Origin of the sequence: Paenibacillus violae (assembly GCF_032461945.1) — a bacterium.
GTDB lineage: Bacteria > Bacillota > Bacilli > Paenibacillales > NBRC-103111 > Paenibacillus_E > Paenibacillus_E violae.
Genome location: NZ_JAWCUD010000010.1, coordinates 240,486 through 265,533, shown reverse-complemented (window position 1 = coordinate 265,533; position 25,048 = coordinate 240,486). Strand labels below are relative to the sequence as shown.

Sequence of the window (25,048 nt, the reverse complement as noted above, 5' to 3'; positions counted from 1 at the left end):
TTACTCCGCGTAACCGTTCGGGTTATTTTGGTGCCAATTCCATGCGCTCTCAATGATGGATTCCAAGGAATCGCGGCTAGGCTTCCAGCCCAATTCCGTTCTTGCACGCTCAGAGGAGGCGATCAAGGTAGCAGGGTCGCCTGCTCTGCGCGGCTCGATCACTGCAGGGATCGCATGCCCTGTTACTTTGCGGGCGATATCGATCACTTGTTTAACCGAAAAGCCTGTGCCGTTGCCCAGGTTATAAATATTGCTTTCAGCTCCGCCGCGCAGCTTCTCTACCGCAAGCACGTGGGCGCTGGCCAAATCGCTAACATGAATGTAATCGCGCACGCAAGTGCCGTCTTCCGTTGCATAGTCATCGCCATAGATGGAGATGTGTGCTCTCTGACCAAGGGCTACTTGCAAAATAATTGGAATAAGGTGCGTCTCCGGGCTGTGATCTTCGCCGATTTTGCCGCCGGCATGTGCGCCCGCCGCATTAAAATAACGAAGGGAAACATATTTGATGCCATGGGCTGTGTCGAACCATTTCATCATTTTTTCCATCGCCAGCTTCGTTTCGCCATACGTATTCGTCGGCAGCGTACGATCACTTTCCAAGATCGGAATGTTCTCAGGTTCGCCGTAGGTCGCCGCTGTCGACGAGAACACGATATTTTTCACGCCGTATTGATTCATTTTTTCGAGCAGGCAAAGCGTTCCATACACGTTATTGTGATAGTATTTGGCAGGATTCGTCATGCTCTCGCCAACTAGTGAATTTGCTGCGAAATGGATGATGGCATCAATACTGTTTTCCGAAAAAACAGTATCCAGAAACGCGCTGTCACGCAAATCGCCGACATACAGCTTGCCACCAAGCACGGCATCTCTATGTCCTTGTTGCAAGTTATCGACAATAACAACCTCTTCCCCTTTTTCCAGCAGCTCAGCCACTGCATGCGAACCGATATAACCGGCTCCACCCGTTACTAGAATCGCCATTTACAATACCTCCTCGATTTGTTCTACGCCATTCCCGATATCACATACATAGAAACTTGGTGTCAAACCTGTTTTTTCCGTATATTCTTTGCCGACTTGATCGATAAATGTTTGTACGCTGTCTTCGTGAACCAAGGAAACCGTACATCCCCCGAATCCTGCGCCTGTCATCCGCGCACCTAGCACACCCGGAACCTTCAGCGCTGCCTCAACCATCGTATCCAGCTCAACGCCTGTTACTTCATAGAGGTCACGCAGTGAGTTATGGGACCCAATCATCAACTGGCCAAAAGCTTCAAGATCATTCTGTTCCAGCACTTCGATCGACTTGAGCACACGATCAATTTCTTCTACAACGTGCTGCGCTCTGCGACGAACGGTTTCGTCTGGGATCAAGTGTTTGAATTCATTGAACTGGTTCAGGTTTAACTGACCAAGTAATGTAAGGGATGGGAACTGCTTTTGCAAATATGTGACCGCCTGCTCACATTGGCTTCTTCTTTCGTTGTAAGCGGAGTCGACGAGACCTCTGCGTTTGTTCGTGTTTCCGATCACCAGCTTGTAGCTGCCGCTTTGGAACGGAACATGGCGGTACTCAAGCGTATCGCACATGAGCAGGATCGCGTGATCCTTTTTCCCATTAGCTACAGCAAATTGGTCCATGATCCCACAGTTCACACCAACGAATTGATTCTCTGTTTTTTGCGCCAGAAGGGCAATTTTCACCGTATCAATCGGATATTTCTCAAGCGTCTCAAGGGCGTAAGCCGTGACTACCTCGATGGAAGCCGAAGAGGAAAGTCCAGCGCCGTTCGGAATTTCACCGTGGAACAAAAGATCGTAGCCTCTCGTAACCGGAAGACCTTCTTTGGCCAAGTGGGCAAAGATTCCTTTCGGATAGTTGATCCAGTTATCTTCCTCCTGGTAGGTCAAGTCATCTATGGAAATTTGTTTGCGAAGGGCCAGATTGGTCGATGCAAATCCGATGACACGATCTTGTCTAGGACGGATCAGCAGTGTCGTTCCGAACGTTAATGCAGCAGGGAATACATAACCGCCATTATAATCCGTGTGCTCGCCGATCAGGTTAACCCGACCTGGAGCATGGAACGCTGAAATTGGTGCTGCGGATTCCCCGTAAATTTCAATAAACGTGTCTTTTAAAGCTTGCAAATCTGCCATTCTGGCACCGCCTTTAGTTTTTTATTAGTAGGATGTAGGAGCAAGTTTGTAACTTCAGTATAAGAGAAGAATCCAGTGTTGGCTATGGAAGCATGTTATTTTCACATGGAAAAATGTGATTTCAACATTTCTACTCGGCGGCTAAGTATGGTAAATTAAAAGGAGCATAAGGACAATATCCCACGGAGCTGAAGAGCCATGCCCAAGCAGGAAAGCTACTATGTCGTTTCGAACCCACTCCCCTCTGGAGAGAGTGCTTTGACCGTGCTCTTTGCAGGAGAGAGTCAGACTAAGCCCGTTCATCGGTTAGGACCTAAGGTGTACGACTACTATTTAATTCACTATGTCATTTCAGGGAGAGGCGTATTTTCCACACAGGGGGAAGAGTATGCGCTAGGTGCGGGAGACAGCTTCGTCATCGAGCCTGAGCAGCTGATCAGCTATGTTTCGGATGATAACGATCCGTGGCATTACTGTTGGATTGCCTTTACAGGCGAGCAAGCTCCCTCTTTGGTAGCATCAACAGGCATCAACCCTTTGCAGCCTATCCTGCACAACAAACGCAACCGGCATATTCCCGTCTTATTTCGCCATATTCAGCAAGCATTACGAGCCAAGAAAGTGAGTGCACAGCTGAAATCCATCGGCTATTTACTCCTTCTATTAGGCGAGTACTGCGAAGCTCTATCCGCGTCCACAACAGCCGGCGTCGTCTCAGACGCGGAGAGCGACCGGATCGTGCAGCAGGCCATTCACTATTTGTCCACCCAATATGCCGAGCCGATTACCATTGAAATGATGGCTGAGAGCTTAGGCTATAACCGCGCCTATTTGTCTCGCCTCTTCAAGCGCCACACCAAAGTCACGCCCGTGACATTTCTGCTCAAGCTTCGTGTCGATAAAGCACGCCAACTGCTGCGGGAACGGCTGGAACTGACGATTGAGCAGATCGCAGCCTCTGTCGGCTTTTATGATCCGTTATATTTTTCCAAACAATTCCGCCGCTTATACGGCGTTTCTCCGAGTGAGTACCGGAATCAGATCAAGTCGCTATAACAAAGGGCTGCATCAGGATCATGAGTGGTCCTGTGCAGCCCTTTTTCTTATTTCAGCTTAAACCGGCTGATCTGCTCCTGCAGATTGACAGCCATGACGCTGAGCGATTCCGAAGAAGCGGAAATCTCCTCCATCGCCTGCAATTGCCCGCTCGAAAGCTTAGCAATGTCTTGAAGCTCCATCAACGCTTGTTTCACCACGCCCGCTGTCTCTTGCGCAGAAGCCGCCACTTCCTCCGTCCCTGCCGATATCTCCTCGGAGGCCGCCAAGACCTCCTGAATTTGATCATTCACACTTTGAACGGAAGCTAAAATGGATTGGAAAACTTCGCCGGCTGTCTGAACAAGCACCGAACCTTTCTCCACTTCCGACAGTCCATCGCGCATGGAACCTGACGCCTCTTTGGTTGCTGCAATCGTTTCGCTGATAATCGCGGTTATGTCCACAGTTGCTCTGCTGGTCTGCTCCGCAAGCTTCTTCACTTCGTTCGCGACGACGGCAAAACCTCGGCCATGCTCGCCAGCTCTTGCCGCTTCAATCGATGCATTCAGGGCCAAGAGGTTCGTTTGCGAGGCAATGCCCGAAATAAATCCGGCGATCTGGCGAATTTGCTCCGATTTCTCTTCTAAGCCGAGGACCAGGCCTGCCGTATGCTCTACGACGTGGCAGACCTCGTTCATTTGAGCAACCGCCTGCACAATTTCGACATTCCCTCTGCCGGCTTGCTCGACAACACTCTGCACAGTTTCCGAAACGTCTGTTGACGATTCGGAAATTTTTTGCACGCCGGTCGACATTTCATTCATAGCTGTCGAAATTTGTTCAGAGGCTTGATAATTCGCCTCTGAGCCGCCGACCACTTGCTTAACGGCAAGCGTGATATGTTCAGACGATTTCGTCGACTCGTTCGCGATCGCTGTCAGTTCTTCAGAGGATGCCGCCGTATGGGAGACGGCTTCCGAGATGTTGCCGATGATCTCCGAGAAGGATGAGAGCATGCCATTGATATTTTTCCGCATAGAGGCAATCTCGTCTTCGCCGCGGTCAGACAATCTTCCGGATAAGTCCCCTTTGCCGACTTGCTGCATTAGCGCCGAGATCGTTGTGATAGGTCGAACGATCGCTCGAGAAACGACAATAGCCAACACAATCACGAGAACAGCTGCGATGACTAGCATAGTGACCGCATTTTTCTGAAGCAGATTGACCTTCTGATACACTTCGGACTGCTCAGCGGTCAATATTAGCTTCCAGCCCGTCGCCTCGATGGTTTGATAAGCAGCCGACTTCAAAGTCCCGTCCGGTTCTTTATAAAAGATATATCCGTTTTTATCCTTAAATACGGTTTTTTTGTAAAGCTCCACCTTCTCGGCGGTCGATGATTCCTCAAGCCTATGTCCTGTTTTATTCGGATGGACGAGATACATGCCACTCGGAGAAATCAAATATCCGTAGCCGGTTTCCCCAAATTTGATGTGGTTGATAATCGACATGATTTGTTCAGGAACTAGAAACATCTGCACGACACCGCGGAATTCACCTTTGGCATCGACAAGCGGGAGATCGATGATAACAATATTTTTCCCGCTGCTTGCCTCGGTTCTGATATCAGAGACCGCCAGTTTTTTATCCGCGGCCGCTTTCTTGTAATTGTCGAAGTTCGTCGCGTCTATCTTGCCGCCACTTGTGTCTGTCGAGAAACCTTGCGGGTCAACATACGCCAATTTATAGATCTCAGAATCACTCTCCGCCATAATTTGAAGTACTGGCAGGATCGTGCTTGTTTTGGCATTCATGAACTCCGGATGCGCTTTGACAACGGATTGCATGGCCGTAATCTTCCCATTCAGCCAAGCGTTAATTTCGTTCGAACTTAGCTCCGCGAGGCGAATTTGCTTATCTTTTGTTTCCGTTTCTAATAAAGAAGCGGACTGTCTTGTAAGAACGAGCGAAGAGACCAACAATGGGATCAGCGAGACGGTGAGTAATAGCAACAGCATTTTTACCTTAACCGATTTAGCTCCCAGTAAATTTCGTAAAATTGACATCTATTGAGCTCCTCTCCTTCAAATCTAGTTTTCTTTATTCGAAAATGACATTCGTCCTGAAATTTCGTCACACTACGAACCTCTTTTCTTCGACATAATATGACAAAATCTCAATACGATAAACCCTTGATATCAGACCTACACCGCTTCCCTCACTCCAAAACAAAAACACCACCTCAGGAGCTATAACTCCCAAAGTGGTGCCTTTTCATTTTCTAACTTCTATAGCTTATCGTTTGCCCGGATCGTAAGGTTCACCTAGAGCAGATGGCGCTTTCGCCCGGCCTACTGCGCCTGCCAGGACCAAGATCGTTAGCACATAAGGCAGCATGTAGAGGAACTCCTGCGGGATGTTCTTGGAGAAATCGAACAACCGCATGAAGTTGTTGAGCGCCTGCGCCATACCGAAGAACACGGCAGCGCCAAGTGCACCAAACGGATGCCACTTACCGAAGATCATCGCAGCCATCGCAATAAAACCTTGGCCGGAAATCGTGTTATGCGAGAAGGTACTTGTTGTCGTCAATGTGATGGTTGCACCGCCAAGGCCGCCAAGCAGACCACTGATCAAAACAGCGATATAACGCACGCGCTTCACCTTAATCCCAACGGTATCCGCTGCACTTGGATGCTCACCGACGGAGCGAAGACGCAGACCGAATGGTGTTTTGAACAGCACATAGTACGTAACAGCAACGAGAATTAGAGCAATATAGGTTGTCGGGTAAGCAGTAAATAAAGCATATCCGATATACGGAATTTTCGACAAAAGCGGAAACTCCCATTTTGAAAATACATCGTTTAACGTTTCCGTTTGACCAGCGCCATTGAATAGTACTTTAACCAGAAACAGCGTGACACCGGCAGCCAAAAAGTTAATTACGACACCGCTGATGACTTGGTTCGCTTTAAAGGTAATTGTCGCTACAGCATGGATAAGCGCAAAGATGAGCGCAAACAGCATGGCCGTCAGCAAGCCGATCCACGGGGACCAGACTCCCATGTTTGCTTCTTCCGCATAATAAGCGCCAACCGCGGATGCGAAAGCTCCGGAGACCATAAGTCCTTCAATCCCGATATTCACCACGCCGGAGCGCTCCGAGAAAATACCAGCCAGAGCACCGAAGATCAGCGCAGTCGAGTAAACGAGCGTTGTGTTAATAAGTTCACTGAATTTCGTGAAAAACGCGTTGAGCATTGTGAGCAGGTCCATGTTACGACGCCCTCTCTTTCTTGCGTTTGCTATAGAACGGGATGAGCACCCATTTGACGATGCCTTGTGTGGCTACGAAGAAAATCACCGAGCCGATCACGATGCGGATAATTTCCGGCGGCACATCGGCCCCGAAGCTCATTCCCGCTGATCCGTAGGATAATCCGCCGAATAACGCGGCGCCGAGGACAATCCCGAGCGGATTGTTCGCACCTAACAAGGACACGGCGATGCCATCAAATCCATACCCAGGGGATGCCGCGGCTACGACCTGATAGTGGAACACACCGAGAATTTCAAATACGCCGCCAAGACCGGCAAAAACACCCGAGATAAACATCGCTTTAACAATGTTGCGATTCACGTTCATGCCCGCATACTTCGCAGCATCAATATTATGGCCTACGGCACGCAGCTCATAGCCTTGTCTTGTTTTCCAAAGAATGATATAGAAGACGATGGCGGCGAGGATCGCAACCACGGTGCCCCAGTGAATCCTGGCATGGTTCATCAAATCCGACAACCAAGTAATGCTAAGCGAAGCCGAGTCCTGAATCATATACGAACGCTGCTGCTTCGGCTCCAATAGGAATGTATTTACGATATAGTTTGACAGGAATAACGCGATCCAATTGAGCATGATCGTTGTGATAACTTCGTTAACCCCGCGTTTTGCTTTCAAGTAACCTGCGATAGCCCCCCAGAGTCCGCCGACAAGCGCTCCGACGATAACGGCCAATGGCGCATGAATAATCCATGGAAGACCTGTCACTTTCACACCAATAAAAGTAGCCCCCGTCATTCCCATGACGAACTGCCCCTCAGCTCCGATGTTAAATAGGCCTGTCCGGAATGCAAATGCAACGGATAATCCCGTCAAAATCAAAGGCGTGATCGCACGAATCGATTCCCCGATGTCATACGAATTTCCGAAAACACGGGCAAATAATGCCCCGTAGGCAGCAATCGGATTATAGCCGCCTGCCAGCATGACGAGCGCTCCGAATAACAGCCCGAGCACAATGGCCACGATGGGATTCACCGCTGATTCACTTGTAAAAATACGAGCAACCTTATTCATGAGCAGCTCCTTTCCCTGTGCGCTTACTGCCAGCCATCAGAAGTCCGATCTCTTGATCGTTCGTCTCTTGCGGCAGCACTTCTCCCACAATCTGTCCTTCGTAGATAACGGCAATACGGTCCGATACGTTCATAATTTCATCCAACTCAAAAGAAATCAACAAAACTGCTTTGCCCTTGTTCCGCTGCTCGATCAGTTGACGGTGCACGAATTCAATCGCTCCTACGTCCAATCCGCGCGTTGGTTGAGCAGCAATTAGCAGGTTCGGATTCTTGTGTATTTCCCTGGCAATAATTGCTTTCTGTTGGTTCCCTCCCGACAAAGATCGAGCCTTATTGTAAATGCTCGGTGTCCTTACGTCGAACTGCTTGATCAGCGCTTCCGCATGGCGGTCAATCGCCTCGTAATTGAGGAAACCCGCTTTGTTATAGGCAGGATGGAAATATGTTTCCAACACCATGTTCTCACTCATAGAGAAATCAAGCACGAGTCCATGCTTATGCCTGTCCTCCGGAATATGCGACAAGCCTGCCTCCGAGATCTCTCTCGGCGTATGGTTCGTAATGTCGCTTCCTGTTAGCAATACCTGCCCGCTATCAATAGATCGCAGCCCTGTCAGCGCCTCGATCAATTCACTTTGGCCATTGCCGTCTACACCCGCGATACCCAGAATTTCCCCGGCTCTCACTTCGAAATTAAGTTCTTTCAGTGCAGCCAGTCCCTGTTGATTCCGAACAACCAGGTTCTTAACTTGGAGAACAGGTTCCCCAAGCTTCACATCTTTTTTCTCCACTTTAAAGGAGACATCGCGCCCGACCATTTTCTCAGCCAAAATTTGCGGATTCGCGTCTTTGCTTGCAATGGAATCGATCACCTTCCCGCGGCGAATAATGGTTACGGTATCAGCAATCTCCATGATTTCTTTCAGCTTATGTGTAATGAGAATGATGGACTTGCCCTCTTTCACAAGATTGCGCATAATGACCATCAATTCACTAATTTCTTGCGGCGTCAGTACAGCTGTTGGTTCGTCAAAAATGAGAATATCGGCGCCGCGATACAGCGTTTTCAATATTTCTACGCGCTGCTGCATACCGACGGAAATATCTTCAATTCTTGCTTTCGGATCAACGCGAAGCCCATATTGCTCAGATAGCTTGCGCACCTTCTCTTGCGCTGTTTTAATATCGACATTCAGCCCTTTTTTCGGCTCCATGCCCAGGATAATGTTCTCCGTTACGGTAAACGGCTGTACAAGCTTAAAATGCTGATGCACCATCCCGATGCCCAGCTCAATCGCCCGATTCGGACTATCAATGGAAACCTCGTTGCCTTGTACTTTTATAAAACCCTCGTCCGGTTGATACAGCCCGAACAAAATATTCATCAATGTGGATTTACCCGCACCATTTTCGCCCAGCAAGGCATGGATTTCACCCTTCATCAGCTTCAAGCTGATCGCATCATTCGCCACGATGCCCGGAAACCTCTTCGTAATGTTGTTGAGCTCAACAACAGGGACTACTTCATTCATCAGATCACCCTAAGGATCAATTTTTTTTAAAAACCCTCAAAACTAAGAACAAGGCTAGTTATTGTAACTAGCCTTGTTTGAACAAAAGTAAACCTATCGTTCGTAACCGCTGTACCTATTATACCCGTATTATGGTGTTTCTGGGACTTTAATTTCGCCGCTGATGATTTTTGCTTTGTACTCGTCAACTTTTTTCAAGATATCTGCTGTTACGTTTTTCTTGGAAGTTTCCGGAAGGCCTACACCGTCATCTTTCAGACCAAGTGTAACGTTTTTACCGCCTTGGAATTTGTTGTCGATAACGTCTTTGGAAACACGAGCAACCGCGTTGTCAACACGCTTCAACATGGAAGTCAGTGTTACTTCATCGCCGAACTCAAGGGATTGGTCTTTATCTACACCAATAACCCAAACTTTTTTACCGTTTTTCGCACGGTCTTTTGCTTCGTTGAATACACCGTTACCTGTGGAACCAGCTGCGTGGAAAATGATGTCTGCGCCATCGTTGTAGATGGTTGCTGCCGCTGCTTTACCAAGGTCAGGCTTATCGAACGCGCCTGTGTAGTTGATTTGAATTTTAGCATTTGGGTTAACAGCTTTCACGCCGGCAACGAAACCAGCTTCAAAGCGTTTGATAACCGGGATGTCGATACCGCCAACGAAGCCGATTTTGTTGGATTTTGTCGTAAGACCTGCAACCACACCTACAAGGTAGGAACCTTCTTGCTCGGAGAATGTTACGGATTCTACGTTTGGAGCTTCTACAACGTTATCAATAATCGCAAGTTTAGCATTCGGGTTTTGAGTTGCAACCGTTTTAAGCGCGTCACCCATCAAGAAGCCAATACCCCAAGTCAAGTTATAGCCGTCTTTTACGAATTGGTTCAAGTTCGGCGTATAGTCCGCATCGCTTTTACTTTCCAGGTTCTTCACGTTTACGCCAGTTGATTTTTTCAATTGTTGCAAACCTTCCCATGCGCTTTGGTTAAAAGATTTATCATTTACGCCGCCAATGTCTGTGACCATGCCGATTTTGAAATCTTTGCCGCTGTTGTTGCTTGGTGCTGCGGATGCTGCGCTACTTGCTGCTGGTGAAGCGGAAGCGGCCGGTTTTGTTTCTTCTTTTTTGGCACCGCAACCTGTCAAAGCAACCGCGGAAACAGTGACAGCCATTAACGCTGTTGTGAATACTTTTTTCATCATCTTTACCCCCAAAATAAATTTAAAATTGTACCTTAAATCCCACATTCTAGGTTGACCAGAATCAGTTAAATTATGTATGTCTGATCATAGACCGAGTGTATCACTTTGCAACTTAAGTGAAAAGCAATCCTGCAGCAAATGATCATAATTCGTGATGTTAACCAAGTTGACATGGTCTTTTTGTAAAGCCCCACAATATAGGTTTTAAGCCCCAATTATTTATTATACTACCGCCGGTCAATAAAATCTAGATGACCTATTTTTAATTTTTTATGGTCATCAATGTCAGGAATTGATCGGAGGATAGCGGATTGCTGAACAGTTTTCCTTGCACCTCCGTACATTGCAGAAATTTCAGGTATTCGAATTGCTCTTCCGTTTCGACACCTTTCGCAATTAACTTTAACCCTAATCGGTGGGCCATCCGAACGATAGCAGCTGCAAGCAGTTGATTTTCGTCATCATCGACAAGGTCTCTGATCAGCGTGCTGTCCAGCTTCACACTATCCAGTGGCATACCTTCCAGCCCGCTTCGTGTAAAAAGCCCCGTACACAAGTCATCCATGGCAATGCGTACGCCAAGCTTTTTCAGCATCGTCAGCTTCTTGCTTGCTTCTTGCACGTTGGAAGACGTGATGCTCTCCGTAAGGTCCAGCTCGACCAGACTGGGATCGATACCTGTTTCTTGCAGCACATCAGCTATATGGGCAATAAAATGATCATCTTTAAACTGCGAAGATTTAATGGTGAACGTCATTCGGAGCGGCTCTTGACCGGCCTTCTGCCAGTCTCTCATCTGCCTGCACGCGGTCTGAAACGCCCACTTGCCGATAGGCACCATGAATCCCAGTTCATCCGCTGCTTTCCGCCAATCCATGAGCTTGCTAAGCTGCTTAGCCCCCTTCTCCCAGTAGAGGCTGATCTCCATGCCGATGAGCTTGCGGCCTGCGATTTCATATTGCGGCTGATACCGTAATTCGAACTGTTCCTGCTCTAAAGCCAAGCGCAGCTCGTTCTCCATGTGAGCTTTGCTCTTCACCATCGTATCAATGTCTGACGCATAGAACTGGAAGCGGCTATTCTCATGGTTTTTGGCCTCGTACATCGCTTCATCTGCACGCTGAAGAAGCTGTTCGGGCTTAGTGCCGTCTAGCGGATATAATGCAATTCCCATACTAGCGGTTATCGTAACGGTTTTTCCATCCAGGATAAAGGGTTCATCCAAGACATTTTGAATGCGCATAGCCACTGCTCGGACGTCTTCCGGTTTGGTAAAAGATTCAAGCAAAATAATAAACTCGTCGCCACCCTGCCGATACACCGTATCCGAACCACGCAGACAGCCTAACAATCTCTCCGCTGCCAGTCGAATGAGCTGATCACCAGAGGCATGGCCATAGGAATCATTAACCTCCTTGAATCTATCCATGTCAAGAAATACAACTGCAGCAAGCTGGTCATAGCGCTGAGCATGAAGGAGCACGCGCTTTAAGCGGTCCTCGAACAGCCGTCGATTCGGCAATCCCGTTAATGTATCATGGTAAGCCAAGTAAGCCAGTTGCTTACTCTTCTCCTCCTGTTCGATGCTGTTAAGCCGCAGGTGACGGATGCGAATGGCAAAAAAGAAGCAAATAAGTGCTTGAATGAGGACGAACACTATCATCTTCGGGGTAAATGTAAAAGAAGCAGCAGCAAGTAGATTAGCCGTCAGCAGAAAGAAACCAAGGATGCCCACATAGCGGAGCTCCTGATCTTTCATCTGTTGAATCCACTTTAAAAAAAGGCTTCTCATTCGGGGGGAACCTCCATTCCGGTCATCAAAAAAGGCTATTCCATTTGGAATAGCCGTAGGCGTACCTGTATCGGTAAACTGCTCCTCTCGGCAGCCCAGCCATCATCGTTGCGGCGGCAACCTAAGACCCGGAGCTTTGCGTCCTTACCTTTCGGCAAGTTTGCCTTTTACAATATTCAGGTAAACAAAGAAAAAGCAGGACTATTTAACTATATCACAATTTTTTCTACTCTGGCTATTTTTAGTTAAATTAGCAAATTAAAAAGTTTGGGATCTTTATTGATCTCGATATAATCATAGTCCTTGCGGGACAAACGTTCAATAAGACCCTCATAATCATCTTTATTCTTCAGCTCGATGCCGACTAGTGCTGGAGCATCATCCCGATTGTTCTTTTTCGTATACTCAAACCGGGTAATATCGTCGGTCGGCCCCAAAACTTCCTCCAGAAATTCACGCAAAGCGCCTGCACGCTGAGGGAAATTGAGGATGAAATAATGTTTCAAGCCCTCGTACACGAGCGATCTTTCTTTGATTTGCTGCATCCGGTCTATGTCATTATTACCACCGCTGATGATACAAACTACGTTTTTGCCGCGAATTTGATCCCGGTAAGCATCAAGCGCCGCAACAGGCAGAGCCCCTGCTGGCTCAATCACGATGGCGTTGTTGTTGTAAAGCTCCAGAATCGTCGTGCATTCCTTCCCTGAAGGAATAACAACAATATCGTCCAACTTTTCTTTGCAAATATCAAAGGTAAGCTCGCCTACCTGCTTCACAGCTGCACCGTCTACAAATTTCTCAATCGTAGACAAAGTAACGACTTTGCCCTGCTTGAGCGACTCCTGCATACTTGCAGCGCCCTCTGGCTCAACGCCAATAATCTTGGTACGCGGGGAAACGCTGTCCACATAAGTCGCTACACCAGCTACAAGACCGCCGCCCCCGATGGTGGCAAAAATAAAGTCAGGCGTATCGGACATCTGATTCATAATTTCCAGACCGACAGTCCCTTGTCCCGCGATCGTGCGAATATCATCAAAAGGGTGAATGAACACCTTATTTTCTTTGGCACAGTAGGCCTTGGCGTGATTAGATGAATCATCGAAAGAATCCCCTGTCAGAATCACTTCTACAAAAGATCCGCCAAACAACTTCACCTGCGAGATTTTTTGCCTTGGCGTCGTCGTTGGCATGAAGATTTTCCCTTCAATTCCCAACTGCTTACAAGAGTAAGCAACGCCTTGTGCGTGATTGCCTGCGCTTGCGCACACGACTCCCGCTTCGCGTTCTTCCGGGGTCAAACTTTGGATCACATTGTACGCTCCGCGAATTTTAAAAGAACGAACGACCTGCATATCTTCACGTTTCAAATAAACGTTACATTCATACAAGTTAGAGAGCAGCTCATTGCGTTGCAGAGGCGATGGTTCGATCACCTTGCTGAGCACATGATTGGCCCTAATAATTTCTTCCAAACCTACTTTTCCGGAAACAACCATTTTCTCTTACTTCCTTTCTCTCCAATATGCGTAATAAATTTTAAAGATTATTGTAGCACACTGAGGAGCGCCTGTAAGAAAATATTATTGGAACATTTTATGAATGCTGATGTTTCACTCCAAAATATGGCGGGTATTAACTAGCAAGATACTTTATAAGGGAGTGATTGCTATGTCGACACAACCACGTAATATTGACATTGAAGAACGCCATGTAGAGAAAAAATCGGATTCCAGTTTAGTAGCTTCCACCTTCATTAAGTATGCAGCTTACATCATCATCATCTTCGGAGTTCTATATTTCTTAGTTCATTATGTATTTCCAATGTTTTAGAACATGAATAAGCGCGTGAAGAAAGGGCTATCTTGCGGGTCTATGACCTGTAAGATAGCCTTTTTTTCAGTATATACGGTAATGACCACGCGAATCTCGCACTATTGGGGAACTATGATCCTCATACCGGCTTCCTAGTAGTAGTAACGTGGCTGATCTTGCAGCTCCGCCCGTTTCTGCAAGAAACGGTAAAACGCGCTTGCTGCTTGTGCCCTTGACACTTCTTGTTGCGGCGCAAACTTACCATCGTTGAGGGACATAATGTTAAGCCCTACCACAATCGCAGCGGTACCTACTTGCTTAACTTCAGCGGCATCCGCGAATTGGCTGTTGAACACGCCGTCGAATTTCGCCAGGTTTTTGTATCCAAGTGCCTTAACGATCAATTGTGCCATCTCTTCGCGACTTAGCGTAGCCTCTGGGTTGAAATCAGCGCCAACGTCCAGCAAACCGCGGTCAACCGCATTTTCGACATAGGCAAAATAAGGGGAAGCGTTGCTTACATCCGCAAAGGAAGCTTTGCGATCCGCTCCGTAATAGATGCCGCCGTTCCCGCCATTCATCGCGATAACCAGCATTTTGACCAGCTCGCCCCGTTTAATCAATTGATCCGGGTTGACTTTGCCATCCTGCACATCAAGTGCTTGATAGTCCAGCATCAGTTGAAGCTCGTTCTTAGCCCAGTGATTGTCGATGTCGCTAACGGTCACTTTATCCAGGGACATAACCTCACCCGTCTGGCTGTTTCTCCATTTTCCAGTTTGCGCATCAAGCAGGAAGGGTTCCCGGCTGAGTTTTGGAACGAGCGTGTAGACAAGCTTAGCTTCTAATTTTTGATTTGCGTTGGTAACGGCTGCAGTCGGAGGAATTTCTCCCGCAGCAATCATCAGGTTGTATTTCTCAATTGGCATTACGCCATTGGATCCGCCATATTCGAGCACATAGTTTAGTTTAATGTCGAACTGGGAAAGCCACAGCTCCTTCGCCTTGTCGAGCGCCAGAATCTCCGGTTTCTGCTTCGGATAAGGCATATCGCTGAGCCCGAATTGATAGTTCATAATTTGACCCGTCACGCGGTCGATGCTGATGGTTACACCCTCACCACCCGCACTAACACCGTCAATAACGCGATTGAATCGGATATCCCAATTCCGCATATGCTTCAGCTGGTCTTCCGAGTAATCCTTGGCGGATGGCTGGCTGAGCACTAACTGGTCAGTGTAAGAAGGAATTTGCGTTTTCACGAAATCTACGCTTTTGGCAACAGCATCCTCTAAGGAAACCTTACCTTCAATGTCCTTATTGTTATCAGGGCTGTACGGCACATAGCTGTTAAAATTGGTGATTTCTCCGGTTTTGCTGTTTACATTTGCCCAGACTCCGCTTCCAGCTATCTTGCCTGTAGGGTCTTTCTCAGAAACGGTGTTCCAGCTTAAGTTCCAATTCGAGTTGGTTTCTCCGGTTTCAGGGTTCGTCCCTTCATTGTAGGTAGCCTCTTGGAGCTTGTAGTCCGAGGAAAGATTGAACACCGTGATGACTTTCTTCACGGCTTCCTCCTTCGTCAGGTTCAAAGCAGCCGATGGACGTTCAGCCAGCGGTTTGTCCGTCAAAGGCTTGGAATCCTCCGTATGCGGAACCGGGTTCCATACTTCTCCGGTTAGCGCATTCAGCGAAAACGCTCCCATCATATAAGAAATAATCGGTAATTTCTTGCCTTTGGCCCCGTATGGAATCTGATAGAGAAGCGAGAGATCCGCTTTGTTATGGAATAATTGAGCAGCTTTTTCTTTCGTAACAGGCCCGGTATTCGCTTGGAAAGTAACGTCATCAGACCAATTGTAATTATAATTCGTTACTTGACCGTCGCCATTCACACTGACCGAAATACCATTCGCAGTAAAAGGAACACCGTCAACCGAACGATCGAAGCGGATGTTGTACTGATAATTCCCGTTCAACGGTGTGCGGAACGCTTTCTCTTCTGAATCGTCGTAAAGCAGCTCTTTCTGCTTGTCTGGATTCACTTTAGCAATAAAAGCGGAAGCGACATCTTTAGCTGCAGCGAAGTCAACCTTCGGCGGATACGCCGGTTTATGATCCGGATCACTGTCATTCATTGAATAAGCCGTCAGCGTTCCATCCAGGCCATTAATCGATACGTTCAAATAACCGTAGGTCTGATCTTTTACCTTTTTCACATAATTAATGTTCCATGTCGGGATATTTCTGCCATTCGTGCCATAGTAAGCATTTAAGCTAATCGATTGGAATGTGAAGCCTTGAGGCAGCGTGATATACGCCTTAGCCCGCTCTATCGCTTGCTCTTTCGTGATTTTGGCATCTAACATCTTGCTGTCGACGACGCCGGGATAGGCAGGCACTGCAATGGTCTTACTATCCACACTTACCTCACTGGCCCAAACGGCTGGAGCAGCCGTGAGCAGCAAACTTGAAGCTAGTACTAGCGTTCCTGCTTGTTTGACTAATTTCAAAGTCCTCTTCCTCCTTTAGGCATTGAAAATTACCATAATAACCCTTGACGCTGATAAGGAAGAAAAAGTTGCTTTAAACATACAAAAAAATTAAAAAATAAAAAACACATCTCCAAGCCCCCTTCAGGGAGGCATGAACATGTGCTGCTGTTTTAATTGCCGTTAGGCATCTTGCTCGTTTTGGCGTTTTCTTGGCTAAGGGTGTGCATGAGATCTTTCATTTCGCCTTGCGTCAAATCTCGCCATTTGCCAACCTTTAAGTTCCCCAGATGAATATGCATAATCCGAACGCGCTGCAGGCGCACCACCCGATACCCGAACGCTTCGCACATCCGACGAATTTGCCGATTAAGCCCCTGTGTCAGGATGATGCGGAAAACACGATCGCCCACCGGATAAATTTCGCATGGCTTCGTTACCGTGCCCAGAATGCGCACTCCGCTAGCCATGCCCTTGAGGAACATCGGCGTAATTGGCTTGTTCACCGTCACGATGTACTCTTTGTCATGATTATTTTCTGCGCGCAAAATCTGATTCACAATGTCTCCGTTATTCGTTAAAAGAATGAGACCTTCCGAATCCTTATCCAGTCTGCCGATCGGGAAAATACGTTCCGAATGCCCCACAAAGTCAACAATATTGCCTCTGATATGAGCTTCCGTCGTACTGGTGATTCCTACTGGTTTATTGAGCGCAATATAAACATGTTCCTTCTTCTCGCCAATCGGTTTGCCATCGATTCGAACTTCATCGCCAAGACCTACAACGCTTCCAAGCCCGGCAACCTCACCGTTGATCGTAACACGTTTCGCTTCTACCCACTTGTCCGCTTCCCGCCTGGAGCAAACCCCTGTCTCGCTAATAAATTTATTGATTCTCATGCTTGGGAAATCCCTTCTATGCCGTGATCCTATTTTTCTGATATCTCCTATTATGATGGATTCCCCAAGTTCGTTCAAGTCAGGTATCACATGGCAAAAAGAAAATCGCCCTCCATCCTGTGAACGGGAGCGATCTACCAATGATCTATTTTTTCGGCATAGCTCGAACGATACGCACCAATTTGCGTTGTGCCACCGTCAATGGCCGGGTATAAGCATAGTTGCCTTTTGGCGAAGGATTAATGGCCGCACCGCTTTTGAAAGTGCCTGTTCCCGCAAGAACGGCTACTCGAATATTGAATGTATTCATTACGCTAGCAATCGGTGTCGAGATAGAACGAGGACCGCTACCTGCGAAGTTCAAAGCCGCTGCAAATTGTCCTCTCATCCATACAGACCCGGAGTCGCCAGGCAGAGAGATGTTCGTAGGAGCCGTGAGGATCGTCTGATTACGGAACTGCAGCGTAACGCCCCCCAACTCAGGATAAGGTCCGATATTAATTTGTACGCCGATACTCTCCACCGTGCCGATAACAAACCCCGTGGTACGTCCTGATTTAAAGAAACGGTCTCCCACACGGTAGCTGAGCAAATGACCTTGCGGATTCACGAATTGCCCTGTATTACTGACCAAATATCTCGGAGTGAGCAAACTGTTGTTAAAAGGTATCGCCGTAGCAGCATCCATGAAGTTCGGTCCTGTTAGATTAAAAGGAACAAACCGGAATGCCGTACCGACACGATCTGTTACATTTACGCCTCCGTCCAGGTTCCCCGGTTGAACAATATTCGCGCCGAATCTGTTCGCTTCAATAAGCACATGGTTGTTGCTCAGCATCAGCAGTTGGCCATTCTGAATGACGATCAGACCGCAAGTCCCTGTCCCCCGATTCTCTCGGCCAATGCTAACGCCGCCCGGAACGGGACGATGTTTGCCGCGAAATTGCGTGGCTCTGTAACGTTTCACCGGAGCTTTCACAGACCGGCTCATCTTTTTCGGGGCCGCTACGGAGTTAGGTCTGAAGGGAGCTCCAGCAATATAACGGACGGGGATGCTAGTGCCGACAACCTTTGCGATGCTTTTACCGATTGCTGTCGTAACCGCACCTTTACGCGTGTACACGATAATCGCCGCACCGCTTCCAGGTTTATCCGGATCAGCATAGCCAACACCAGTACCCAGAACACCCGGCATTTGCAGCGTTGCGAAAAGCCTGTCATTTTGCCTTAAAGCCTCATAAAAAGTCGCCATGTGCATTCTCCTTTGTAAGGGGATGTATTCAATTTATGCTAGTCTATGTGAGTTTGTCTCCTCTACGAACCTATCTTTAAATAAATAGATGAATCACTCTGAGACGCCTGTAACAGGTGCATTTCTCTAAGACAAACAAGAAGCGTATAATAGAATTCACAACGTTTGAAACATGGAGGCTAGTCATGCATTTTCTTCTACTAGGAGCAACAGGAAGAGTCGGAACTCGCGTTTTAGAGCGAGCTTTGGCAGACAATCATAAAGTAACTGCACTGGTACGCAATCCACAAAAGGTCAACCAGCGCTCCGAACAGCTTACCTTGCTGCAAGGCGACGCCTGCCATCCCGGTGACATTCGTCACTCCTTGGAGAGCGTAGACGTCGTCATCAGTTGCCTCAATACCGATGGCGGCACGGTGCTGACGGAGTCCATACCTCTTCTCATCGAAGCTATGAAGGAACAAGGCGTAAGGCGGATCGTCACCATTGGCACAGCCGGCATCCTGCAAAGCCAAGAGCACCCCGGCCTGCTGCGCTACGAGACGCCGGACACAAGACGTTCCTCTACGCGAGCCGCCGAGGAGCATCGCAAGGCCTGGGAGCTGCTGCAAGCCTCCGGCCTCTCTTGGACGGTCGTCTGCCCAACCTACCTGCCAGACGGCGAGGCGCTGGGCACCTACCGTGTCGCGCGCGAATTCCTGCCGGAGGATGGCAAGTCGATCTCCGTGGGCGATACGGCGGATTTTACCTACAGCGTTGCGTGTTCGCAAGAGTATGTTGGCTGCCGAGCAGGATTGGCCTACTAACGGAAAAGAGGCTTTCCCAACAGTCATCCAATGACCAAGGGAGAGCCTCTTTTTGCCGTTTAATAACGTCTGCTTCTTTCTTTGGACAAAGCAGCAATGTTCAGCCATGAGATCACGATACCGACAATGCGGAACACGTACCCCGCAACCGGAATAAAGCTCAAAAACGCCATAATGATGTTAATGACTGTCTTTGTCGTCGTTCCATTATGGGTGAGGATGGCAAAGACCAAGTTCACAAACACGAGCGGGATTACCCAAGCGCACGACCACAGGTAAACGAATGGGATCAAGCCTAGCAAATATCCCACAGCAATTGCGATTTCCGACAGCAGCTGAAGCAAATTTAGCAAACGAAGTGTATCTGGACGCATACAACCCCTCCATTTCAGTGAGGAAAAGATTTATTGCTGTTATTGTAGCATAGGCGGCACAAAAAAACCGCCCAGGCAGCATGGCCTGACGGTTTTTTCTCGTTTGCGCCTGGAAAAGTTCCTACAAGCCGCTCCGCACTTCGTCCTCGCCGGCGGCTGCCGTCTCCGGATGACCCTGCTGCAGCTGGTACATCTGGTAGTACCGCCCGAGGTGCCCCATCAGCTCCTCGTGGTTGCCGCGCTCGACGATTTCGCCATGATCGAGCACCAGAATTTGGTCGGCGTTTTTGATCGTCGACAGCCTGTGGGCAATGATGAAGGTGGTCCGCCCCTTCGACAGCACCTCGAGCGCCGCCTGGATGACGGCCTCGGTCTCCGTGTCGATGGAGGCCGTCGCCTCATCGAGGATCAGGATCGCCGGGTCGAACGCCAGCGCCCTGGCGAAAGAGATCAGCTGCCGCTGCCCGGCCGACAGCGTGCTGCCCTTCTCGATCACGGGCTCGTCGATGCCGTGCGGCAGGCTTTGAAACATAGCCGCTGCACCGACCTCGCGCAGCGCCGCCTCGACCCGTTCCCGGGTGATGGACGGATCATCCAACGATACGTTGGATGCAATCGTCCCTGTGAACAGGAACGGATCTTGCAGCACGATGCCCATATGCTGCCTTAGCAGCTGCTTGGGCATCTCGCGCACATCGCGGCCGTCGACCGTGATGCGGCCCTTGTTCACATCGTAGAAGCGGAACAGCAAATTCAAGATGGAGCTTTTGCCTGAGCCGGTGTGCCCGACAAGCGCAACGGTTTGCCCTTGTTTGGCCTCGAAAGTGATGTCCTTCAACACGTCTTCGCCTTCTTTATAAGCAAAACGAACATGCTCAAACTTCACGTTGCCCAGATAACGTTCGGATTTCTCAGTCGCCACGGGAATGCCCTGCTCATCCAGCAGTTCAAATACACGATCGGCCGATACAATGGCTCGTTCCAGGTTGGGCAGTTGATTCACGATCCCCACCATAGGGTGGAACATCCGGTTCAAGTAATCAACGAATGCGTATAGAACACCAACTGTGATTAACGAATGTAAGGAGCTTCCCCCGACGTACCAAATGAGACCGAAGAAGAACAAATTCCGCACAACGTTCATCAGGTTATGGGAGGTCAGCGAGTTCAGGCTGAGCAATTTATTTTGATAATGCGTGTATTCCTCGTTCAATTGCTCGAATTCTTCCGTCGTTTCCTTTTGCCTGCGGAAAGCTTGAATGATCGTCATGCCTTGAATCGCCTCATTGATCATGCCGTTGATAGAACCGATCCGTTCACGAATCTCATGATTATAGTACGAGGCATATTTACGGTAAACAATAATCCACACATACAGCAGAGGAAGCACCGGCAGCGTGAATAAAGCCAAACGATAGTCTAGTATAAACAACGCGACAATAATACCAACAATATAAATCGTCCCTGTAAAAAAGTTCGCCAACACCTGAACGTACAGGTCTTTGACAGACTCTGTGTCGTTCGTGATCCGTGAAACAATTTTACCAGCAGGCTGATTGTCAAAATAATTGATCGGCAGCCGCTGGATTTGCGCAAACACATCGCTCCGCATGCGCTGAATGATGCGATTCGCCGCGGACTGCAGCAGATACCGCTGACCATAGGTAAATCCGGCGCCAATGAGAATTAACACGAAGTAGACACCGGCCAGCTTCATCAAGCTAAAAAATTCAGGCTCATAAAACGTGTACAGTTCCTGAATGCTGAGCTTTCTAGCCGGATACTCGGCTTGGTCTGTACCCTGCGTAATCGTCAGCTTCCCATCTTCCGTCAACTTGCGGGCGCCGTCAAAGACGAGCGGTTGATCCACCCATACAAACTGGGTGCCCACCTGCAGAATCCGAATTTCATGCCCCTTCGGCTCCCCTTCCGCAAAATGATCGCTCCGTTTATAAAAACCTCCGTTCATCGGAACTGCGTTCTCTGTTTTCGTTGCCGACGTGGTCTCGAACCACAGCTTCTCAATACCGAGAATGTGCGTGTCGATCATCTTCTTGGCGATGAAAGGACCTGCCAGCTCTGTCGCAACGGCGACAGATAAGCATAACAGCGCGATCAGCAGAGGTTTTTTAAACAATGCCGCATATTGAAATAATCGCTTGCTTGTATGTTTCATTAGGGTTTTCACCTTCTTTTCATGAGATCATCGTTTTGTCCGTTCAGCCGACCTGCTGCTCTTCTAACTGCTGACGGTCATACTGCTCTTTGTACCACCCGCCGAGCGCGAGAAGCTCCTCATGCGTGCCTTCTTCCACGATATACCCTTCATCGAGCACGAGAATCCGATCGGCATGTTGAACCGCAGACAGGCGGTGCGTTGTGATGAGTGTCGTTTTGCCGGCACGCTCGGAGCGAATTCCTCGGATGATTTCGGCTTCCGTCTTGGCATCCACGGCAGAAAGCGCATCATCCAGCATGAGAATTTCTGGATCTACATAAAGCGCCCGCGCGATAGATACGCGCTGCTTTTGACCGCCGGATAAAGCCACGCCCCTCTCGCCAACCAAGGTTTCCAAGCCTTCCGGCAGGAACTCAACGTCTTTGCGGAAGGCGGCCAGTTCAAGCGCTTGAATAAGCTGCTCCTCTGTGCCTTGGCTTGCGCCGAACTTAATGTTTTCCTTCACCGTTTTGGAGAAAAGAATCGGCTCCTGTGGCACATATCCGATCCATCCGTGTACGGTGTCGATCGTCAACTGCTCTATCGGCGTATCGGAAATGGCGATCGTGCCTTTTCCAGGCGGATATTCGCGCAGCAGTTGTTTGAGCAGCGTCGTTTTGCCGCTTCCTGTCCGCCCTACAATGCCTAACGTCTGTCCGCGCTTGAGCTCAAAAGAGATATTGACGAGATTATCTATAGAAGATGACGGATAGCGGAAGGTGACTGCTTGGAAGCTAATGGAATTGGGCAGCAGCATGGTTGTTGCATTCGGTTCGTCTGTGACATCAGGTTTGTAGCCAAGGGTCTCATTCACCCGATCCAACGAGGCATTGCCGCGCTGCATGATGTTCATGAGTTCCCCGATTGCGAACATCGGCCATATCAACATGCCGAGGAACGTATTGAAGGAAACGAGCTCGCCGAGTGTCAATTCACTATGAAACACCATGTATCCGCCGTAACATAATCCAATTAGATAAGAGATGCCGACAAGGATTTTGACCGTGGGTTCGAATAGAGCATCGATAAGGGCAACGGCAATATTTTTACGAAAAACATCGTCCGTCATCGCTTTAAAACTTTGTTCACTAGCCTTTTCCTGTACAAAAGCGCGTATGACGCGTACACCGGCTATCGTTTCAAGCACCCGGTCATTCATTTGACCGAAAGCATCTTGTGCGAGAATGAATCTCTCGTGAATTCGCCCGCCATAAATGGTGATCGCAGCAGCCATGAAAGGCAGCGGAAGGATTGAAGCAAGCGTCAGCTTCCAGCTAATGAAGAAGCCCATCATGCAGAGGATAGTCAGCATAAACAACGTGGAGTCTACGAAGGTCAAAATCCCAAAGCCTGCTGTCGTCGACACCGCTTGCAGGTCGTTCGTAGCTCTAGCCATGAGATCGCCCGTGCGGTTGCGTTCATAAAACGTTGGCGTCATGCGCAGCAGCTGCCTCATCAAGCGGGAGCGGAGCACGCGCTCCAGGACGAAGGCGCCTCCAAACAGCTGATACAGCCAAACATACGACAAGCCATAGCCGGCTACAATCAGCGTCCCCCAGAAGGCGAGCAGCTGGAACAGTTTGCTGCCTGTTAAAGTCCCCATGTGTATACCATCAATCGCATAGCCGATCAGCTTCGGAGGTATCACATCAATGATTCCGACGATAATGAGCAGCCCAATCGCTAGCGTATATCGCTTCCAATTCATGCGGAAGAACCAGCCTAATTTTTTTAATACGATAAACATCGCTTTCATCACTCCTTTACTTTACTTATCCACGCAAAAAGGCACACCGCACGCAGCGATATGCCTTTTCGAAAACAGAAAAGCGCTCGTTACGAACTTCTTCGTAACCCGCGCTTCTCTTCATTAGCGTATATGAAGTGGTTGCAGCAGCCGAACAAACACCCTTAAGGCGTATCGGTATCGGCTAACAGGCGGGTTACTCCGTATGAATTTGTATGGCCGTTATCTTTGTGCTCAAAATGCGCGTTTGGATCCAGAACCAACTTAATCATCTTGAAACCCTCCTTCTCTACCGCAAACCGTCTTGCGTCCTTAATCATTTCCAAAAGTTGTATATCTGCGCTTACAGAGGTGATCTTAACACCCTTTTCAAGCCCCTGTCAATCGGAGAAAAAGACTATAAAAGAACTATCTTACCCTGCCAATTTCGGATCAGAATACTTGCTTTTTCCCCTTGTGCGATTGTCACACATGTTTCAAATTCTCGCGGCATATTCATAGCATATGAGTTCATATCGCGCAGGGGGAGTGGATGGGCATGGTCGATCAAGTGTTTGCCTTGTTAGGATGGATTGCCGCATTCGGAGTCGTAATTGGAGGCGTTGTTGCACTCGTTGCCAGATTCGTTTCGCGCGATTCGACGAAATACGATATGATTTTTTTGTGGGATAATCGGTATACGCTGGAGGAGTTAGAGCTGGACGAGCCTGTATGAGGATTAGACAAAAACAGGGCTATCTCAACGGGTCTGAATAGACCTGATGGATAGCCCTGTATTTATTGTGCCGCAGGTGATGACGCAGGTCCCTTAGCTCCTTGAGCTCTAGGGCCTTGTCCATTTGGCTCACCTTGTCCGCTAGGTGCTTGTCCACCCGGTACTCCGCCCCCTGGTGCCATAGCCGGGGCATTCATGGGTCTATGTACCATTTGACCGCCAAGATGGCCTGTATAACTGACGAGGATCACAGCCGCGAGCGAGCCGATCAAATACATCGGATGCCGGCCTGCGTCTTTCTTTTTCCAAATGAGCAAACCTACACGAACTACCGCAAGAACAATCGCTGCAAGCATTGTTAATTTCGCATAGAATTCATGAGGGACAACCAGGGGATTACGCCAAGGAGACGGGCCCGTCATGACAGCCGCAATCGCGCCAAGCGCACCTACCACAAGGCAGAGCATACCGGCAGAGTGCCACTCCCGTTTTTTCATGATCATCGCAATAATATCAAAAACAAAACTGAAAATAAGAAGTGCGATAGGGACATGTGTCACTATGAAGTGCAGATTGTTCAAGATATAATCCATCAATCTCTCTCCTCACTCATCTTTTTCATTTACACTAC

20 protein-coding genes and 1 riboswitch are annotated in these 25,048 nt (G+C 48.5%); of the genes, 4 read left to right on the top strand and 16 right to left on the bottom strand.

What is annotated here, in order from left to right; all coding sequences use genetic code 11:
• On the bottom strand, positions 1 to 987 hold the full coding sequence (galE, locus tag RQP52_RS25950; protein WP_315954527.1) for a UDP-glucose 4-epimerase GalE: 987 nt from the start codon (positions 985 to 987) through the stop codon (positions 1 to 3).
• Positions 988 to 2,169 carry a galactokinase gene (locus RQP52_RS25945; RefSeq protein WP_315954526.1) on the bottom strand — a complete coding sequence of 394 codons (1,182 nt, stop codon included), beginning with the start codon at positions 2,167 to 2,169 and terminating at the stop codon, positions 988 to 990.
• A 198-nt stretch (positions 2,170 to 2,367) separates the two neighbouring features.
• Between RQP52_RS25945 and RQP52_RS25940 the strand changes: the two genes are divergently transcribed.
• Entirely contained in the window at positions 2,368 to 3,225 is an 858-nt protein-coding gene (locus RQP52_RS25940) for an AraC family transcriptional regulator (protein WP_315954525.1), read from the top strand.
• A gap of 47 nt (positions 3,226 to 3,272) precedes the next feature.
• On the opposite strand, the gene RQP52_RS25935 is transcribed toward RQP52_RS25940, so the two are convergent.
• The 7 genes from RQP52_RS25935 to ilvA all read right to left on the bottom strand — a co-directional run bounded on the left by RQP52_RS25935 (position 3,273) and on the right by ilvA (position 13,598).
• Entirely contained in the window at positions 3,273 to 5,273 is a 2,001-nt protein-coding gene (locus RQP52_RS25935; protein WP_315954524.1) for a methyl-accepting chemotaxis protein, read from the bottom strand.
• Between the two features lie 229 nt (positions 5,274 to 5,502).
• On the bottom strand, positions 5,503 to 6,486 hold the full coding sequence (locus tag RQP52_RS25930; protein WP_315954523.1) for an ABC transporter permease: 984 nt from the start codon (positions 6,484 to 6,486) through the stop codon (positions 5,503 to 5,505).
• Between the two features lies 1 nt (position 6,487).
• Positions 6,488 to 7,567, bottom strand: coding sequence for an ABC transporter permease (locus RQP52_RS25925; protein ID WP_315954522.1), 1,080 nt, complete (start codon positions 7,565 to 7,567; stop codon positions 6,488 to 6,490).
• Positions 7,560 to 9,101 (bottom strand): ABC transporter ATP-binding protein, encoded by a 1,542-nt coding sequence (locus RQP52_RS25920; RefSeq protein WP_315954521.1) that lies wholly within the window; start codon positions 9,099 to 9,101, stop codon positions 7,560 to 7,562. Before RQP52_RS25920 ends, RQP52_RS25925 begins: the two co-directional genes overlap by 8 nt.
• A gap of 129 nt (positions 9,102 to 9,230) precedes the next feature.
• A complete protein-coding gene (locus RQP52_RS25915) occupies positions 9,231 to 10,301 on the bottom strand; it encodes a BMP family lipoprotein (RefSeq protein ID WP_315954520.1) in 1,071 nt (356 codons plus the stop codon).
• A 265-nt stretch (positions 10,302 to 10,566) separates the two neighbouring features.
• Entirely contained in the window at positions 10,567 to 12,096 is a 1,530-nt protein-coding gene (locus RQP52_RS25910; protein ID WP_315954519.1) for a putative bifunctional diguanylate cyclase/phosphodiesterase, read from the bottom strand.
• Between the two features lie 86 nt (positions 12,097 to 12,182).
• Positions 12,183 to 12,271, bottom strand: a riboswitch (cyclic di-GMP riboswitch).
• A gap of 70 nt (positions 12,272 to 12,341) precedes the next feature.
• Positions 12,342 to 13,598: a threonine ammonia-lyase IlvA gene (gene ilvA / locus RQP52_RS25905; protein WP_315954518.1), complete on the bottom strand. Its 1,257-nt coding sequence runs from the start codon at positions 13,596 to 13,598 to the stop codon at positions 12,342 to 12,344.
• Positions 13,599 to 13,770: 172 nt separating this feature from the next.
• On the opposite strand from ilvA, the gene RQP52_RS25900 reads away from it, so the two are divergent.
• Positions 13,771 to 13,932: a hypothetical protein gene (locus RQP52_RS25900; protein ID WP_186456555.1), complete on the top strand. Its 162-nt coding sequence runs from the start codon at positions 13,771 to 13,773 to the stop codon at positions 13,930 to 13,932.
• A gap of 134 nt (positions 13,933 to 14,066) precedes the next feature.
• On the opposite strand, the gene RQP52_RS25895 is transcribed toward RQP52_RS25900, so the two are convergent.
• The 3 genes from RQP52_RS25895 to RQP52_RS25885 all read right to left on the bottom strand — a co-directional run bounded on the left by RQP52_RS25895 (position 14,067) and on the right by RQP52_RS25885 (position 18,557).
• Complete coding sequence (locus tag RQP52_RS25895) at positions 14,067 to 16,424, bottom strand: S-layer homology domain-containing protein (protein ID WP_315954517.1); 2,358 nt, start codon at positions 16,422 to 16,424, stop codon at positions 14,067 to 14,069.
• A 152-nt stretch (positions 16,425 to 16,576) separates the two neighbouring features.
• Positions 16,577 to 17,305, bottom strand: a complete 729-nt coding sequence (gene rluF, locus RQP52_RS25890) for a 23S rRNA pseudouridine(2604) synthase RluF (protein ID WP_315954516.1) — start codon at positions 17,303 to 17,305, stop codon at positions 16,577 to 16,579.
• A gap of 145 nt (positions 17,306 to 17,450) precedes the next feature.
• A complete protein-coding gene (locus RQP52_RS25885) occupies positions 17,451 to 18,557 on the bottom strand; it encodes a chymotrypsin family serine protease (RefSeq protein ID WP_315954515.1) in 1,107 nt (368 codons plus the stop codon).
• A 185-nt stretch (positions 18,558 to 18,742) separates the two neighbouring features.
• On the opposite strand from RQP52_RS25885, the gene RQP52_RS25880 reads away from it, so the two are divergent.
• Entirely contained in the window at positions 18,743 to 19,363 is a 621-nt protein-coding gene (locus RQP52_RS25880; RefSeq protein ID WP_315954514.1) for an NAD(P)-dependent oxidoreductase, read from the top strand.
• Between the two features lie 59 nt (positions 19,364 to 19,422).
• On the opposite strand, the gene RQP52_RS25875 is transcribed toward RQP52_RS25880, so the two are convergent.
• The 3 genes from RQP52_RS25875 to RQP52_RS25865 form a co-directional block, all read right to left on the bottom strand.
• On the bottom strand, positions 19,423 to 19,737 hold the full coding sequence (locus RQP52_RS25875; RefSeq protein ID WP_315954513.1) for a hypothetical protein: 315 nt from the start codon (positions 19,735 to 19,737) through the stop codon (positions 19,423 to 19,425).
• 121 nt (positions 19,738 to 19,858) lie between these two features.
• Positions 19,859 to 21,913: an ABC transporter ATP-binding protein gene (locus tag RQP52_RS25870; RefSeq protein WP_315954512.1), complete on the bottom strand. Its 2,055-nt coding sequence runs from the start codon at positions 21,911 to 21,913 to the stop codon at positions 19,859 to 19,861.
• A 43-nt stretch (positions 21,914 to 21,956) separates the two neighbouring features.
• Positions 21,957 to 23,702, bottom strand: coding sequence for an ABC transporter ATP-binding protein (locus tag RQP52_RS25865; RefSeq protein WP_315954511.1), 1,746 nt, complete (start codon positions 23,700 to 23,702; stop codon positions 21,957 to 21,959).
• Between the two features lie 532 nt (positions 23,703 to 24,234).
• Between RQP52_RS25865 and RQP52_RS25860 the strand changes: the two genes are divergently transcribed.
• Positions 24,235 to 24,417: a hypothetical protein gene (locus RQP52_RS25860; RefSeq protein WP_315954510.1), complete on the top strand. Its 183-nt coding sequence runs from the start codon at positions 24,235 to 24,237 to the stop codon at positions 24,415 to 24,417.
• Positions 24,418 to 24,479: 62 nt separating this feature from the next.
• Here the strand turns inward: RQP52_RS25860 and RQP52_RS25855 are convergent, their stop codons facing one another.
• Positions 24,480 to 25,010 carry a DUF2231 domain-containing protein gene (locus RQP52_RS25855; protein ID WP_315954509.1) on the bottom strand — a complete coding sequence of 177 codons (531 nt, stop codon included), beginning with the start codon at positions 25,008 to 25,010 and terminating at the stop codon, positions 24,480 to 24,482.
• Positions 25,011 to 25,048 lie beyond the last annotated feature (38 nt).

Coding starts and splice junctions, on each gene's coding strand:
- galE (WP_315954527.1), bottom strand. CDS start 987: ATGGCGATTCTAGTAACGGGTGGAGCCGGTTATATCGGTTCGCATGCA.
- RQP52_RS25945 (WP_315954526.1), bottom strand. CDS start 2,169: ATGGCAGATTTGCAAGCTTTAAAAGACACGTTTATTGAAATTTACGGG.
- RQP52_RS25940 (WP_315954525.1), top strand. CDS start 2,368: ATGCCCAAGCAGGAAAGCTACTATGTCGTTTCGAACCCACTCCCCTCT.
- RQP52_RS25935 (WP_315954524.1), bottom strand. CDS start 5,273: ATGTCAATTTTACGAAATTTACTGGGAGCTAAATCGGTTAAGGTAAAA.
- RQP52_RS25930 (WP_315954523.1), bottom strand. CDS start 6,486: ATGGACCTGCTCACAATGCTCAACGCGTTTTTCACGAAATTCAGTGAA.
- RQP52_RS25925 (WP_315954522.1), bottom strand. CDS start 7,567: ATGAATAAGGTTGCTCGTATTTTTACAAGTGAATCAGCGGTGAATCCC.
- RQP52_RS25920 (WP_315954521.1), bottom strand. CDS start 9,101: ATGAATGAAGTAGTCCCTGTTGTTGAGCTCAACAACATTACGAAGAGG.
- RQP52_RS25915 (WP_315954520.1), bottom strand. CDS start 10,301: ATGAAAAAAGTATTCACAACAGCGTTAATGGCTGTCACTGTTTCCGCG.
- RQP52_RS25910 (WP_315954519.1), bottom strand. CDS start 12,096: ATGAGAAGCCTTTTTTTAAAGTGGATTCAACAGATGAAAGATCAGGAG.
- ilvA (WP_315954518.1), bottom strand. CDS start 13,598: ATGGTTGTTTCCGGAAAAGTAGGTTTGGAAGAAATTATTAGGGCCAAT.
- RQP52_RS25900 (WP_186456555.1), top strand. CDS start 13,771: ATGTCGACACAACCACGTAATATTGACATTGAAGAACGCCATGTAGAG.
- rluF (WP_315954516.1), bottom strand. CDS start 17,305: ATGAGAATCAATAAATTTATTAGCGAGACAGGGGTTTGCTCCAGGCGG.
- RQP52_RS25885 (WP_315954515.1), bottom strand. CDS start 18,557: ATGGCGACTTTTTATGAGGCTTTAAGGCAAAATGACAGGCTTTTCGCA.
- RQP52_RS25880 (WP_315954514.1), top strand. CDS start 18,743: ATGCATTTTCTTCTACTAGGAGCAACAGGAAGAGTCGGAACTCGCGTT.
- RQP52_RS25875 (WP_315954513.1), bottom strand. CDS start 19,737: ATGCGTCCAGATACACTTCGTTTGCTAAATTTGCTTCAGCTGCTGTCG.
- RQP52_RS25870 (WP_315954512.1), bottom strand. CDS start 21,913: ATGAAACATACAAGCAAGCGATTATTTCAATATGCGGCATTGTTTAAA.
- RQP52_RS25865 (WP_315954511.1), bottom strand. CDS start 23,702: ATGTTTATCGTATTAAAAAAATTAGGCTGGTTCTTCCGCATGAATTGG.
- RQP52_RS25860 (WP_315954510.1), top strand. CDS start 24,235: ATGGGCATGGTCGATCAAGTGTTTGCCTTGTTAGGATGGATTGCCGCA.
- RQP52_RS25855 (WP_315954509.1), bottom strand. CDS start 25,010: ATGGATTATATCTTGAACAATCTGCACTTCATAGTGACACATGTCCCT.